This is a genomic window from Saccharothrix syringae (assembly GCF_009498035.1).
GTDB lineage: Bacteria > Actinomycetota > Actinomycetes > Mycobacteriales > Pseudonocardiaceae > Actinosynnema > Actinosynnema syringae.
The window spans coordinates 9,141,007-9,154,726 of the sequence record NZ_CP034550.1 but is presented as its reverse complement, the minus strand read 5'-3'; the positions used below and the strand labels follow the sequence as shown (position 1 = coordinate 9,154,726).

Annotated in this window: 12 protein-coding genes and 1 tRNA gene; 7 read left to right on the top strand and 6 right to left on the bottom strand. The window is 73.3% G+C overall.

Features of this window, described 5'->3' with window-relative positions; translation table 11 throughout:
* Positions 1–66: 66 nt before the first annotated feature.
* On the bottom strand, positions 67–1,671 hold the full coding sequence (locus EKG83_RS38230; protein WP_033430619.1) for a hypothetical protein: 1,605 nt from the start codon (positions 1,669–1,671) through the stop codon (positions 67–69).
* A gap of 80 nt (positions 1,672–1,751) precedes the next feature.
* Here EKG83_RS38230 and EKG83_RS38225 point away from each other — a divergent pair, with 80 nt between their 5' ends.
* The gene (locus EKG83_RS38225; protein ID WP_033430741.1) at positions 1,752–3,812 is read left to right on the top strand and encodes a S9 family peptidase; all 2,061 of its coding nucleotides are present in this window, start codon (positions 1,752–1,754) and stop codon (positions 3,810–3,812) included.
* An 800-nt stretch (positions 3,813–4,612) separates the two neighbouring features.
* Here the strand turns inward: EKG83_RS38225 and EKG83_RS38220 are convergent.
* From EKG83_RS38220 to EKG83_RS38205, 4 genes are all read right to left on the bottom strand, one after another.
* Complete coding sequence (locus tag EKG83_RS38220) at positions 4,613–5,455, bottom strand: spermidine synthase (protein WP_033430617.1); 843 nt, start codon at positions 5,453–5,455, stop codon at positions 4,613–4,615.
* Complete coding sequence (gene speD, locus EKG83_RS38215) at positions 5,452–5,862, bottom strand: adenosylmethionine decarboxylase (RefSeq protein WP_033430616.1); 411 nt, start codon at positions 5,860–5,862, stop codon at positions 5,452–5,454. Before speD ends, EKG83_RS38220 begins: the two co-directional genes overlap by 4 nt.
* Positions 5,863–5,911: 49 nt before the next feature.
* Positions 5,912–7,096 (bottom strand): type III PLP-dependent enzyme, encoded by a 1,185-nt coding sequence (locus EKG83_RS38210; protein ID WP_033430615.1) that lies wholly within the window; start codon positions 7,094–7,096, stop codon positions 5,912–5,914.
* Positions 7,097–7,194: 98 nt separating this feature from the next.
* Positions 7,195–8,094 (bottom strand): metallophosphoesterase, encoded by a 900-nt coding sequence (locus EKG83_RS38205; RefSeq protein ID WP_322746619.1) that lies wholly within the window; start codon positions 8,092–8,094, stop codon positions 7,195–7,197.
* 432 nt (positions 8,095–8,526) lie between these two features.
* Here EKG83_RS38205 and EKG83_RS38200 point away from each other — a divergent pair, with 432 nt between their 5' ends.
* The 3 genes from EKG83_RS38200 (at position 8,527) to pabB (ending at position 12,155) form a co-directional block, all read left to right on the top strand.
* Entirely contained in the window at positions 8,527–9,030 is a 504-nt protein-coding gene (locus tag EKG83_RS38200; RefSeq protein WP_033430613.1) for a SigE family RNA polymerase sigma factor, read from the top strand.
* The gene (locus EKG83_RS38195; protein WP_051765539.1) at positions 9,027–9,950 is read left to right on the top strand and encodes a hypothetical protein; all 924 of its coding nucleotides are present in this window, start codon (positions 9,027–9,029) and stop codon (positions 9,948–9,950) included. The genes EKG83_RS38200 and EKG83_RS38195 overlap by 4 nt, the downstream gene beginning before the upstream one ends.
* A 72-nt stretch (positions 9,951–10,022) precedes the next feature.
* Positions 10,023–12,155, top strand: a complete 2,133-nt coding sequence (gene pabB / locus EKG83_RS38190) for an aminodeoxychorismate synthase component I (protein WP_033430612.1) — start codon at positions 10,023–10,025, stop codon at positions 12,153–12,155.
* A 66-nt stretch (positions 12,156–12,221) separates the two neighbouring features.
* Here pabB and EKG83_RS38185 read toward each other — a convergent pair whose 3' ends face one another.
* Positions 12,222–12,563 carry a histone-like nucleoid-structuring protein Lsr2 gene (locus tag EKG83_RS38185; RefSeq protein ID WP_033430611.1) on the bottom strand — a complete coding sequence of 114 codons (342 nt, stop codon included), beginning with the start codon at positions 12,561–12,563 and terminating at the stop codon, positions 12,222–12,224.
* Positions 12,564–12,835: 272 nt separating this feature from the next.
* Between EKG83_RS38185 and EKG83_RS38180 the strand changes: the two genes are divergently transcribed.
* The 3 genes from EKG83_RS38180 to EKG83_RS38170 all read left to right on the top strand — a co-directional run bounded on the left by EKG83_RS38180 (position 12,836) and on the right by EKG83_RS38170 (position 13,682).
* Positions 12,836–13,117 (top strand): metal-sensitive transcriptional regulator, encoded by a 282-nt coding sequence (locus EKG83_RS38180; RefSeq protein ID WP_033430610.1) that lies wholly within the window; start codon positions 12,836–12,838, stop codon positions 13,115–13,117.
* Between the two features lie 63 nt (positions 13,118–13,180).
* A tRNA-Leu gene (locus EKG83_RS38175) sits at positions 13,181–13,254 on the top strand.
* 146 nt (positions 13,255–13,400) lie between these two features.
* Entirely contained in the window at positions 13,401–13,682 is a 282-nt protein-coding gene (locus EKG83_RS38170) for a hypothetical protein (protein WP_153278707.1), read from the top strand.
* Positions 13,683–13,720: the final 38 nt, after the last annotated feature.

Sequence of the window (13,720 nt, the reverse complement as noted above, 5' to 3'; positions counted from 1 at the left end):
TCGATCGCTCCACCGACGATTACGGACCCGTCACGGCGGCGGTTCAGGCGTGGCCGAAGACAGGGGTCAGCGGTCCTCCGCGAGCAGCTCCAGCACCAGCCGCACCCCCGCGTCGTGCGGCGGCGCCACCCCGTCGAGCACGTCGGGTTCCCGCTCCCCGGCGACGAGCCGGCGCAGCGCCCTGGTGAACGGGGTGTCGCCCCGGGCCGCCAACCCCGGCACCGACCCGGCGGGCAGCCGGCGGACCGCGGCGGTGTGGGCCTCGGACAGCACCGCGCAGTCGGGGATCAGCCGCCACAGGCCGCCGGGCAGCCGCCGCGCGCCCGTCAGCACCTCGACGGCCCGGTCGAGGACCAGCCGGTCCACCCGGTCGTCGGACCGGAGGGGACCGGCCGCGGCGCCGTCGTCGAGCAGCCGGCGCAGCCCACCGGCCAGCGTCCGCCACCCGCCCCGCGCGCCGGGCCCGGCCAGCACCTCGCGCACGCTGCCCTCGGCCGCGCCGTCCCCGGCGCGGGCGGCGCGGATGCCGTCGACCACCGGCAGCCACAGGCTCAGGTAGGTGTTCAGCAGCGCGACGTCGCGGCTGCGCACCTCGACCAGCACCGCGTCCAGGGCGCGCTGCGGCGCCGCCGGGTCGTCGGACAGCGACGCCACCAGCGGCCCCAGCGGGACGCCGTCGACCCGGCCGACCAGCTCCCGCACCCGCTCCCAGCGCGCCGGCACGGCCGAGTCGCCCGGCAGCAGCCCGAACGCGGCCACCGCCCAGTCGGGGGAACCGGGCGTGCCGGTGAGGGCGTCGAGCACCGCGGCGACCAGGTTGTGCGCCAGCGCCTCCTCGGGCAGGCCGGCCCGGGTGGCCAGGTGGAACCCGAGCCGGTCGTGGCAGGCCGAGACGAGGGGCACCGCCCCGGAGCGGTAGGCGTAGCGCAGGGCGTTGCGCCCGTACCGCAGCGCGAGGTCCGGCTCGGCCTCCAGCCCCGCGAGGGCGCTGAACGCCCGCGAGTGCAGCGCGTGGTCGCCCTCCGCCTCGGTCAGGCAGCGGTGCAGCACCTCGCGCGCCTCGTCCAGGCGACCTAATCGGGTGAGCGCCTGCGTGCCCTCGAACAGCACGGCCAGCCACTCGCGCGGCGGCGCGCCCCGGTCGGCCTTCGACGCCGCGGCCCGCCGGCGCAGCTCCAGCGCCCGCTCCCAGTCGGCGAGCCGGGTCGCGGCGTCGGCGGCGACGTCCAGCACGGCCTCCCGCACCTGCCACGGCGCGAAGTCCTCCGGTCGGTCGGAGGTCTCGGGCAGGCCGTCCGCCTCGGCGAGCAGGCGTAGCGCCCCGTCCAGCGCCGCGTCCGCGCGCCCGGCGGCGACCAGCGCGGGGAAGGGGCGGCAGCGGATGGCCAGCCGGGTCCAGGGGCCGGTCCCGGCCCGTTCGGCGTACTCGTGCTGCCGTTCGGTCAGCGCCAGGCCGCCGCCCAGGTCACCGGCCCGCAGGCGGTCGGCCGCCAGCTCGCCCGCCAGCAGGCTCGCCGCGCGGTAGTCGCCCCGGGCGACCGCCGCGGCCAGCCGCTCGCCCAACCGCCCCGGCTGGTTCGCCCGGCCCGGTTGGTTCGCCTGGCCCGGCTGGTTCGTCCGGCCCGGCTGGTTCGTCTGCCGCGGCTCGTCCATCGCATCGTCGTGGTTCATCGCGAACCTCCTCGGGTCGGCCCCGGACCCCACCGACCACAGTACGGTCGCGGCCGACCCCGCACGCGTAAGGTGTGCGGGTGGGCAACGAGATCTCCTTCCCGCGCCAGCACGCGCGCACCCAGCGCTTCACCCTCGGCGCACCCCGGACCTTCACCGTCGCACCCGACGGGGCCAAGGTGTACTTCCTGCGCACCGCCGCGGCCACCGGCCGGGCGAACGGGCTGTGGGCGTTCGACACCGCCTCGCGGACCGAGTCGCTGCTGGTCGACCCGGCCACCCTGCTGACCGACCCCGAGGACCTGTCCCCGCAGGAGCGGGCGCGCCGGGAGCGGACCCGGGAGCAGGCCGCCGGCATCGTCGGCTACGCGACCGACGCGGCCGTGCGCCAGGCGGTGTTCACCCTGTCCGGGCGGCTGTTCGTGGTGGAGCTGGCCACCGCCGAGGTGCGCGAGCTGCCGGTCGACGGCGCCGCGGTCGACCCGCGGCTGGACCCGACCGGCTGCCGGGTCGGCTACGTCGTCGACGGCGCGCTGCACGTGGTGGAGCTGGAGACCGGCGTGGACCGCGTGGTCGCCGCGCCCGACGGCCCGGACGTCACCTGGGGCCTGGCCGAGTTCATCGCCGCCGAGGAGATGGGCCGCCACCGCGGCTACTGGTTCTCCCCGGACGGCGAGCACGTGCTGGCCGCGCGCGTGGACAACGCGCCGGTTGCGCGCTGGTACATCGCCGACCCGGCCAACCCCGGCACCCCGGCGAGCGAGATCGCCTACCCGGCCGCGGGCACCGCCAACGCCGACGTGACGGTTTCGATCTTCAACGGCGCCCGGGTCGACGTCACCTGGGACCGGGAGGCGTTCCCCTACCTCAACACCGCCTCGTGGACCTCCCACGGCGCGCCGCTGCTCCAGGTCCAGTCCCGCGACCAGCGCCGCGTCCGGGTGCTCGCGGTCGACGTCGGGACCGGCGCCACCGAGGTCGTCGCGGACGACAGCGACCCGCACTGGCTGGAGGTCGTGCCCGGCACGCCGCGCTGGACGCCGTCGGGCGAGCTGCTGCGCGTGCTGCCGGTGGACGGCGCCAACCGCCTCGTGGTCGGCGACAAGGCGTGGACCCCGGACGGCCTCCAGGTGCGCGCGGTGCTGGACGTGGCCGAGGACGGCGTGCTGGTCACCGCCTCCGCCGACGACCCGACGCAGACCCACGTCCACCTGGTCACCGCCGACGGCGCCACCCGACTGTCCACTGAGGACGGTGTGCACAGCGCGGTCCGCGCGGGCGGGGTGCTGGTGCTGGTCTCGGCGGGCCTGGACCACTTCGGGTCGAAGGTCACCGTGTCCACCGGCGGCGGGATCGCCACGTTCGCCGAGACGCCCGTGCTGACCCCCGAGGTCCGGCTGCTCACCGTCGGCGAGCGCGGGCTGCGGGCGGCCCTGCTGCTGCCGAGCGGCCACGTGCCCGGCACGAGGCTCCCGGTCCTGCTCGACCCCTACGGCGGCCCGCACGCCCAGCGCGTCCTCGCCGCCCGCAACGCCTACCTGACCTCGCAGTGGCTGGCGGACCAGGGCTTCGCCGTGCTGGTCGTGGACGGCCGCGGCACGCCGGGGCGCGGTCCGGAGTGGGAGCGCGACATCGCCTTCGACTTCGCCGGCGCCACCCTGCAGGACCAGGTCGACGCCCTGCACGCGGTCGCCGAGACCCAGCCGGACCTGGACCTGACCCGCGTGGGCATCCGCGGCTGGTCCTACGGCGGCTACCTGTCGGCGCTGGCCGTGCTGCGCCGTCCGGACGTCTTCCAGGCGGGCATCGCCGGCGCGCCGGTCACCGACTGGCGCCTCTACGACACCCACTACACCGAGCGGTACCTCGGGCACCCGGACGAGAAGCCCGAGGTCTACGACACCAACTCGCTCATCGCCGACGCGCCGAAACTGGCCCGCCCGCTGATGATCGTGCACGGCCTGGCCGACGACAACGTGGTGGCCGCCCACACGCTGCGGCTGTCCAGCGCCCTGCTGGCCGCCGGCCGACCGCACACCGTGCTGCCGCTGTCGGGCGTCACCCACATGACGCCGCAGGAGCAGGTGGCCGAGAACCTGCTGCTGCTCCAGGTCGACTTCCTCAAGCGGGCGCTGGCGTAGAAGAACGACCGGGGGCCGTCCCGCGCGAAGCGGAACGGCCCCCGGCGGGAGCACGCGGTCACCTCCGCCGAGCCGGAACCGCGCTGACTCCGCCGCTAGCCCGATCGGTGCCAACGCCGGTCGCCGCCCGGCCGGTCGACGGGTCAACCCCGGATCCGGTCGGGAGGTCGCGGTGCAGGCGGTGGACGTACAGGTCTTCCCCGCAGACGGGACCACGGCCGACCGGACGTTCGAAGTGCTCCCGGAACACCTGCACCGCTGGATCACGCGGGAAGCGCAGGACGCGCCCGACCTCCGGCAAGGCGGTCCACCGCGAACGCGGTTACGGGAGGCGCCTGGTTCCTCTCCCGCGTGACGATCTCCCACGCCGGTTCCGGGGCATTGTTCCGGATCGTGCCGGGGCGTGACGTCACCTCCGGGCGGCTGTCCCCCGCGCCAGTGGAAAAAGCTCCGCCGTCCCGCAGTGGTGCGCCATGTCGTCCAGGACGATGAACTGCTGGGCACGGACCTGGACCTGGAGCAGCCCGACGCCCCGGGGACCTTCCTGGAGGACACGAGTCCCGGTGAGGCGGCCTCGGCCGCGGGGATCGGGCGGCAGTCGACCACGGCGCGCGCACGCGGCGGCGCGGCTCCACCTCCACGATGATGAACGACCGGTTCCGGGAGAACTTTGACCTCAAGGTGGCCACGGGTGACAAGAAGCTCATCGCCCTGAACCTGCACCGGTTCACCTTCGAGAGCCGGAAGAACGACCGGGGGCCGCCCCGCGCGAAGCGGAACGGCCCCCGGTGCGACCAGGCTCAGGCCCCGGCGTGCCGGACCCGGTACGGCGGGATCGAGTTGCCGCGCAGCGCGAGCTCGTCGATCGACTCCGGCCGGTACCCGCACGCCGGCAGCCGCTCGACCATCAGCGCGGTCGGGTCGGCCACCTCGTCGGCCCGGCCGAACAGGTAGGCCCACTCGTGCTCGTCCGAGCCGTAGTACGCCACCGTGCCGAACACGTCGTTGAACCGCTGCCACATGCGGACCAGCGTGGTGTTGCGCCACATGGTCTGGCAGCCCGCCTGGGACACCACGACGCCGCCCGGCGTGAGCAGCGCCTTGCACATGCGCAGGAACTCCTCGCCGTAGAGGCGGTTGTGCTGCGCCTCCTCCTCGCGCTCGTCCGGCAGGTCCACCAGGACGATGTCGTAGCGCTCCGAGGTCGTGCGGATGTACTCGTAGCCGTCGATGTAGCGCACCCGCACCGGGCCCTCGCCCTTCTCGGCGAGCGCCAGCTCGTCGAGGGTGTAGCCGTAGGGCAGGTGCTCGGCGCACAGCTTGACGGCCTGCTCGTCGATGTCGATGTGGTCGACCACCGACGCGCCGGCGGCCACCGCCATCTGGCACACCACGCCCTCGCTCGACCCGATGACCAGCACCCGGTCGACGCGGTCCGCGAGCAGCAGCGCGGGGACCATCAGCGCCTCGTGGTAGGTCAGCTGGCTGAACTCGGTGCTCTGCCGGTCGTCGTCGCAGAACAGCGACAGGCCCTGGGCGGTGCGGGCGATCACCAGGTGCTGGAACGCGGTCCGGGTGTCGACGACCACCTCGTCGACGTCCCAGTGCCTGGTCAGGCCGGCCGCGAGCGGTTCGCGGATCAAGACTTCTCCTCACCGACGAGCGCGGGGACGCGGGTGCCCCGGCTGATCACGTCCGTCCGCGCGGACACCGCACCCAGCGCCTCGGCCAGGAGCTGCACCGCGAGCGCGGGCTTGGCGCGCGTGCCGCACGTGAACACGTCCACGAACACCTTCCCCACCTCGGGGTAGGTGTGGATGGACGCGTGCGACTCCGACAACAGGGCCAGCACGGTGACCCCTTGCGGCTCGAACTGCTTGGAGACCACCTCCAACACCGTGGCATCAGCCTGGGTGAGCACTTCACCGAGCGCGTGCCGCAGGAACCGCTCGTCGTCCAGCAGTTCCGGGCTCACGCCTTCCAGTTCGGCGAGCACGTGCTGTCCTGCGAACAAGCCGACCGGCTCGGGTCCGCACGGGAGTTCGGACATCAATCACTCCAAACATCTGCAGGAGTTACAGGGACAACCGTGGGCGCGCTCATCGCACGCAGTAGGTGGCCAGCGGCGGGAAGCCGTTGAAGGCCACGGACGAGTAGCTGGCCGTGTACGCGCCCGCGCCGAGCAGGTCGACGTGGTCGCCCGCGCGCAGGTCCAGCGGCAACTCGTAGCGGGTGTGCTGGTAGAGGACGTCGTCGGCGTCGCAGGTCGGCCCGGCCAGCACGACCGGCCCGGCCGGGCTCTCGGGCAGCGGCACGCCGTCGCGGCAGGCCACCAGCGGGTAGGCGATCGCCTCGCCCTCGGTCTCGGCCAGGCCGCCGTAGCGGCCCGCGTCCAGGTAGACCCAGCGCCGCTCGTCCGAATAGGACTTGCGCGACACCAGCACGACCTCGGAGCGCAGCAGGCCGGACTCGGCCACGACCGCGCGGCCCGGCTCCACCATCACCTCGGGGGAGAAGTCGCCGAAGTGGCGCTCGATCGACGCGGTGATGGCCGCGGCGTAGTCGGCCAGCGGCGGCGGCTGCTCCAGGTAGCCGGCGGGCAGGCCGCCGCCCAGGTTCAGCGTGGTCAGCGGCAGCCCCTCGGCGCGCAGCTTGAGCACCACCCCGGCGGCGTCGGCGATCGCGCCGTCCCAGCCGTGGGGGTCGAGCTGCTGCGACCCGGCGTGGAAGGCCACCCCGAGCGGAACGAGCCCGAGTTCGTGGCTCAGCCGCAGGAGATCCGCCGCCATCTCGGGCGCGCAGCCGAACTTCTTCCCGAACGGGTACGTGGAACCCTTGCTGTTGACCAGGATTCGCAGCAGCACCGACGCGCCGGGCGCGTGCGCGGCGATCGCGCGCACGTCCTGCTCGCTGTCCGACACGAACAGTCGCACGCCGCGTTCGTGCGCGTACGCGATGTCACGCGCCTTCTTGATCGGGTTGCTGTAGGAGATCGCGCCCGGTGCGGCGCCCCGCGCCAGGCACAGGTCGATCTCGGCGGGCGAGGCCACGTCGAAGCTCGACCCCTCGGCGGCCAGCAGCTCGACCACCTCGGGCGCGGGGTTCGCCTTCACCGCGTAGAAGACGCCGACCCGCGGCAGCGCGGCGCGGATGGCGGTGAACCGCTCGCGCACGGTCGGCAGGTCGATGACCAGGCAGGGCGTGTCCGGGCGATCTCGGTCCAGGAAATGACGAATACGAGCTGTTGCCTCGTCAAGCCGGTGATCGGCAAAGCTCTTCGTCATCTCGCTAGGGGTCCCCCTCCGCAACCGTGAGCAGGCACGGTCTGACCGTCTTCAGGCACGGCCGTCCACTCTAGGCGCTGAAGGTGAAAAACGCGCTATCAGCCGGCGAAGTTGTGACGCAGCTCCACGACGGTCACCTCCGGCGGGGCGCCCACGCGGACCGGCGGACCCCAGAAACCCGCGCCGTTGGTGGTGTAGACCTGGGTGCCGTCGATGACCTCCAGGCCGCTGCGCACCGGCTGCTGCAACCCCACCACGAGGTGGAACGGGAACATCTGCCCGCCGTGCGTGTGCCCGGACAGCTGGAGGTCGACGCCGTGCTTGGCGGCCTCGCGCGCCTGCACCGGCTGGTGCGCCATCAGCACCACCGGCCGGCTGGTGTCGCGGCCGTCGAGGGCCCGCGCGAAGTCCGGCGCGTCGTCGAAGGACTTGCCGTTGACGTCGTTCACCCCGGCCAGGTCGAACGCCGCGCCGCCGCGCTCGATCGTCAGCCGCTCGTTGCGCAGCGGGTTGACGCCCAGCCGCTCCACCTCGGCCAGCCACTCCTGCGCGCCCGAGTAGTACTCGTGGTTGCCGGTGACGAAGAAGCTGCCGTGCGTGCTCACCAGGTCGCGCAGCGGCGACGCCGCCTCGCCCAGCTCCGCCACCGAGCCGTCGACCAGGTCGCCGACGATGGCCACCAGGTCCGCCTGCTGCTCGTTGATCAGCCGCACGATGCGCTCGGTGTGCCCGCGGCCCAGCAGCGGTCCCAGGTGGATGTCGCTCACCACGGCGATCCGGTAGCCGTTCAGCCGCGGGTCGAGCTTGGCCAGCGTGATCGGCACCCGCTTGAGCTGCGGGCCGCCCAGGCCCTCCGAGAGGCCGTAGCCGACCACGCCCGCGGTGGCCACGCCGCCGGCCACGGCCAGCGAGCGCGCCAGGAACAGCCGGCGGCCCGGGTCGACCCCGGGGGCCTCCGGGACGGGCTCGGCCGAGGCTTCGGGAATACCTTCGGACACTTCGGGTCCTACGGCTACTGATACCTCTCGCCCGCGGGCCGCCCGGACCAGCAGCACCCTGGGGACCTCCAGCACGCCCAGCACCATCGCGCCGTAGAACACGCAGGCCAGCCACACGTAACCGGGCCAGGACAGGGCGGTGGCGAACCAGTTGCTCGTGCCGGACACGGCCACCGCGCCCATCATCAGCACGTAGAGCACCACGAACACCACCGTGGCGACCCGGCGCGCGAGCCCGGGCCGCGTGGTGTCCCTGACCAGGCGTTTCCACAAGTAGTACTGCGCCGCACCGAACACGACGGCCAACAACAACCCGAACAAGCCAAGCCTCCCCAGTGGTGTGCACCCCAGTTTCCACGAAATCCGGAACCGGGGTGCAACCCGCCGGGGCCCCGCGGGCGTGTGTACCGCGTACCGCAGTGGGGAGGACGGATGAGTGATCGGGACACCGCGTTCGCGGCGTACTTCGCGGCGCGGTCCGAGGCCATGCGCGGCACGGCGTACCTGCTGTGCGGCGACTGGCACCGCGCCGAGGACCTGGTGCAGGCCACTTTCGCCAAGCTCTACGTGGCGTGGCGGCGGGTCAACCGGCACGAGGCACTCGACGCCTACACCCGGCGGGCGCTGGTCCGGACCTTCGTGTCGGACCTGCGCCGCGGGTGGTTCCGCAGGGAACGCGTCGGCGTGCCGGCCGCCGAGGCGCCCGCGGTCGGCGGCGGCTCACCGGAGGACCGGCTGGTGCTGCTCGACGCACTGGCCAGGGTGCCGCCGAGGCAGCGCGCCGTGATCGTGCTGCGGTACTGGGAGGACCTGTCGGTGGAGGACACCGCCAGGGCGTTGGGCTGTTCCGAGGGGACGGTGAAGAGCCAGGCCGCGCGGGGGCTGCAGACGCTGCGCGGCCTGGTCGCCCCCCAGCTGGGAGAAGAGGTGCGATGAACGAGCACGAACTGAAGGGCGCGCTGCGCGACGCGGTGGTGGCGAGCAGCCCGCCGCCGCCGATGGACGTCGCGGCGGCGCTGGAGCGGGGCAGGCGGGCGGACCGCCGCCGCCGGGCCACGTGGGGTGCCGGGGTCGCCGGGCTGGCCGTCGTGGGCATCGCGGTGGGCGCGGCGCTGGTGCCCACCGCGGGCGGCGGGGCGGGACCGGGGGTGGGCGCCGGGCCGTCGAACCCGGCACCGCCGTCGGTCACCCTCACCGGGGCGCCACCGCCGTCGGCACCGTCGGCACCGTCGTCGGCTTCGTCGTCGACGTCGGAGACCAAGCCGTCGTGGCCGGACGGTCAGACCGACCGGACCGCGACCAGCGGGCCCCACGCCGACCGGGCCACGAAGCTGCTGGCCGACGTGGGCGCGGCGCTGCCCGCCGGGCTCAGGGCCGAGGACCGCGAGCGGGTCGGCTACCCCGACCACGGCCCCATGACCCGGGTCCAGGGGCAGTACGCGGACACCGTCGACGGCGTGCAGGTCTGGGAGTACACGGCGATCACGCCGCTCGTCCGGTTGGGCGAACCGGGTGTCGCCAAGCTGCGGGTGGAGGTCGAGACCAAGGGCAACAACACCATCCGCGGCGAGGCGTGCGAGGCCGCCACGCAGGAGCCCTACCCGATCTCGGGCGGCACGTGCGAGGTCGTCGAGGTCGACGGCAGGCGCGTCGGCGTGGTGACCGGCGCCGGGGCCGACCGCCAGCGCGACACCTACGACTCGGCGGCGTTCTACCGGCACCCCGACGGCACGCTGGTGAAGGTCGGCGTGTCCAGGGCGTTCGGCAACTCCGGGCTCCCGGGCATGGCCGAGGTGCCGCTGTCGGCGCGGCAGCTGGCCGCCCTCGCGGCCGACCAGCGGTTCCACCTGGAGTAGCGCCGCGCGGGGGGAGCCGGCGCGCCCGGCTTCCCCCGTTCGGGTGTTCTTGCAGGTACCGTCCTCGCTGCCATGCGGACGCTGCTCATCGACAACCACGACTCGTTCACGTTCAACCTCTTCCAGTACCTGGCCGAGGTGAACGGGCGGGAGCCGGTCGTCATCGCCAACGACGACCCGCGGTTCCGGCTGTCCTGGCTCCCGTCGTTCGACAACGTGGTGATCTCGCCCGGCCCGGGGCGCCCCCAGGAGCCGGGTGACTTCGGGCTGTGCCGGGCGGTGGTCGAGCACGCGGAGCTGCCGCTGCTGGGGGTGTGCCTGGGGCACCAGGGGCTGTGCCTGGCGCACGGGGCGACGGTCGGGCTGGTGACGCCCCGGCACGGGGTGGTGGACGAGGTCCGGCACACCGGGGAGGACCTGTTCGCCGGGCTGCCCTCGCCGCTGCAGGTGGTGCGGTACCACTCGCTGGCCGTGTCCGACCTGCCCGCGTCGCTGGAGGCGACCGCCTGGTCGGGGTCCGACGGGGTGCTGATGGGGGTGCGGCACCGGTCGCGGCCGGCGTGGGGGGTGCAGTTCCACCCCGAGTCGGTGTGCACGGCGCACGGCCACCGGCTGCTGGCCAACTTCCGCGACCTGACCGAGGGGGCCTCGGCCGGGGCGGCCGTCGTGCCCGCCGGGGTGCTCGGAGCGGGGCCCGGCGCCCTGCCCGAGGCGGGACCCGCGGTCCCGAGCCCTGCCGCCCCGAGCCCCGTCGACCCCGAACCCCTCGCCCCACCCGGGGTGGGTCCCGTCGCCGGATCGGGTGAGCGCGAGGTGCTGGTGCGGCGGGTGGACGCCCACCCGCCGCCCGAGGCCGTGTTCGCCGCCCTCTACGGGACCTCCGCCGAGGCGTTCTGGCTGGACAGCAGCCTGGCGGGGCCGCGGGGCCGGTTCTCCGTGATGGGCGACGCGAGCGGTCCCCTGGCGCGCGTGGCGCGGTACGACGTGGCGACCGGCCGGGTGACCGTGGGCGGTGTCGAGCACCCCGGTCCCTTCCTGGACTGGCTGGAGGCCGACCTGGCGGCGTGGCGGGTGGCACCGCCCGACGTGCCGTTCGAGTTCGCCCTGGGCTGGGTGGGCTACCTCGGCTACGAGCTGAAGGCCGAGTGCGGCGGCGACGCGGCCCACCGGTCGGAGCAGCCGGACGCGGCGTTCGTCTTCGCCGACCGGGCCCTGGTGTTCGACCACGATTCCCGCCGCGTCCACCTGCTGGCGCTGTCCGACGACGGCTGGTTGGACCGAACGGCGCAATTCCTGCGCGAATTCCCCGCCACCCCGGCCACCCCGGCCACCCCGGCCGCCCCGCCGGCCCCGCCCCGCCCGGCGGGTCCCGCCACCGCCCGGCACGGCCGTGCCCAGTACCTGAAGCTGGTGGCGGCCTGCCAGGAGGCCATCACGGCCGGCGAGAGCTACGAGGTGTGCCTGACCAACGAGGTGACCTGGCGCGGCGCGCTGGACCCGTGGGAGGCGTACCGGTTCCTGCGGTCGGAAAGCCCGGCCCCGTTCGGCGCGCTGCTCCGCTTCGGCGCGCTCTCCGTGCTCAGCACATCGCCCGAGCGGTTCATCCGGGTGGACCGGCGGGGCGTCGTCGAATCGGAGCCAATCAAGGGGACGCGCCCCCGCGGGGCCGACCCGGCCGAGGACCGGGCTTTGCGCACGTCCCTGGCCACCAGCCCGAAGGACCGGGCGGAGAACCTGATGATCGTCGACCTGGTCCGCAATGATCTGGGGCTAAACGCTGAAGTCGGCAGCGTGGAGGTGCCCCGGCTGTTCGCCGTGGAGAGCTACGCGACGGTGCACCAGCTCGTCAGCACGGTTCGGGCAAGACTCCGTTCCGGCAGTTCCGCCGTGTCCGCCGTTAGGGCGGCGTTCCCCGGGGGGTCGATGACGGGGGCGCCCAAGATCCGGACAATGCAGATCGTCGACGGGCTGGAAGCCGGGCCCCGGGGGGTGTACTCGGGGGCGCTGGGTTACTTCTCGCTGTCCGGAACGGCCGACTTCAGCATCGTCATCAGGACGCTGGTGGTGGACGGCGACAAGGCGAGTTTCGGGGTCGGCGGGGCGGTCATCGCGCTGTCCGACCCGCAGGCGGAATTCGAGGAGACCACGGTCAAGGCGGCCGCCCTCCTCAGGCTGCTCGGCAGCCCTTTCCCAGGGTGTGGTTGAACCACTGACCTGCGGTTTCCCCCTGCGGTCGGGTGCTGTGGCCGCAGGGGAAAACCGGGGTGCCGGTCAGGACGCGTGCGCTTCCTGGAACTGGACCACCAGGCCCTGGGGAATGCGGCCCCGGTCGGAGATCTGGTGCCCCTGGGCGCGCGCCCAGTCCCGAATCGCCTGCGCCTGGGCCTTGTCACCAGCCTTTACCGTGCTCTTGCCGGTGCCCTTGCGCTGCTTGCGGCCGCCGGCGCGGCGCGCCTTGGCGACGAAGTCCGCCAGGGAGTCGCGGAGCTTGTCCGCATTCTCCTTGGAGAGGTCGATCGAGTACTCCACACCGTCCAGCGCGAAGGTCACGGTCTCGGCGGCTTCGCTGCCGTCGAGGTCGTCGATGAGTTGGACGACGGTCTGCTGTGCCACTGTTCCTCCGTGTGTGCTCGCATAGCGCGTGCTGCCCTCGACTTGTGCTGCGCCACACGCTTCGACGACACCATAGTGCACGACCTGAATATCGCCTAACCTTTCGCGCTGAAAATGTGACTGATGCCCCCGGACGGGTCATTTCGCGGGCTAAACCGCCGAGGCCGAAATGTGAGGATGTCCGAAGCTACCTCGCGTGGCCCCGGTCACACCCGGTCGAGTGGCCTATCCTGGGGGGAGATACCCGCCCAGGGTAGGGAAGGCCGGGAGCGATGCACGGTTACACGGCGGACAAGGACGCGTACCTCAAGCGGTTGCGGCGCATCGAGGGCCAGGTCCGCGGCCTCCAGCGCATGATCGAGAACGACGACTACTGCATCGACGTCCTGACCCAGATCTCGGCCGCCACCAAGGCGCTGCAGGCGGTGTCGCTGGGGCTGCTCGACGAGCACCTCAAGCACTGCGTGGCCCAGGCCGTGGCCGCCGGCGGCGAGGTGGCGGACGAGAAGATCGCCGAAGCCTCCGCCGCGATCGGTCGCCTGGTCAAGTCCTGAGGACGCGCGGGCCCGGGGTTGCGCGCCGGCTCCGGGGGCGGATCCAGTAGAGTGCTCCCGCCGGCCCCCGTAGCCCAATCGGCAGAGGCAGCGGACTCAAAATCCGTCCAGTGTGCGTTCGAGTCGCACCGGGGGCACGTCCAGCATTCACACTGGCGTCTACCTGCGGTTTCGTGGTCGCGGCCCGGTGGTGGGCGCGCTCGTCCAGCCGCTGCAGGGCGGTGGCGGCGCTGGACACGGCCGCCACGTCGTCCCCCGGTAGCGTGATCGTCAGCGTGGCTTCGTGGGTCCGGTAGTGGATCTCGATCTTCAGCTGGGTCAGTTCGTAGAGTCGTCGTTGGAGCGCTTCGGGTGCCTCGTGGAGGTTGAGCGCCAGGTGCGGCAGCGCGTCCAGCACGTCCAGGTCGGTCTCGTTTGGTCGTCTCGTTTGGTCGGCGTCGCGGGTGTCGAGTCCCGAGAGTTGATCGAGGACGAGGCGGCGTTCGGTCTGCAACTCGTTGTAGCGCTGGCGCAGGCCCTGGGTGAACGGGTCGTCGGGGTTGGCGCCCTCAGCTTGGCGCAGTAGGTTGTCCTGCCGGCGGGCCAGGTCGGCCACCTGGCGTT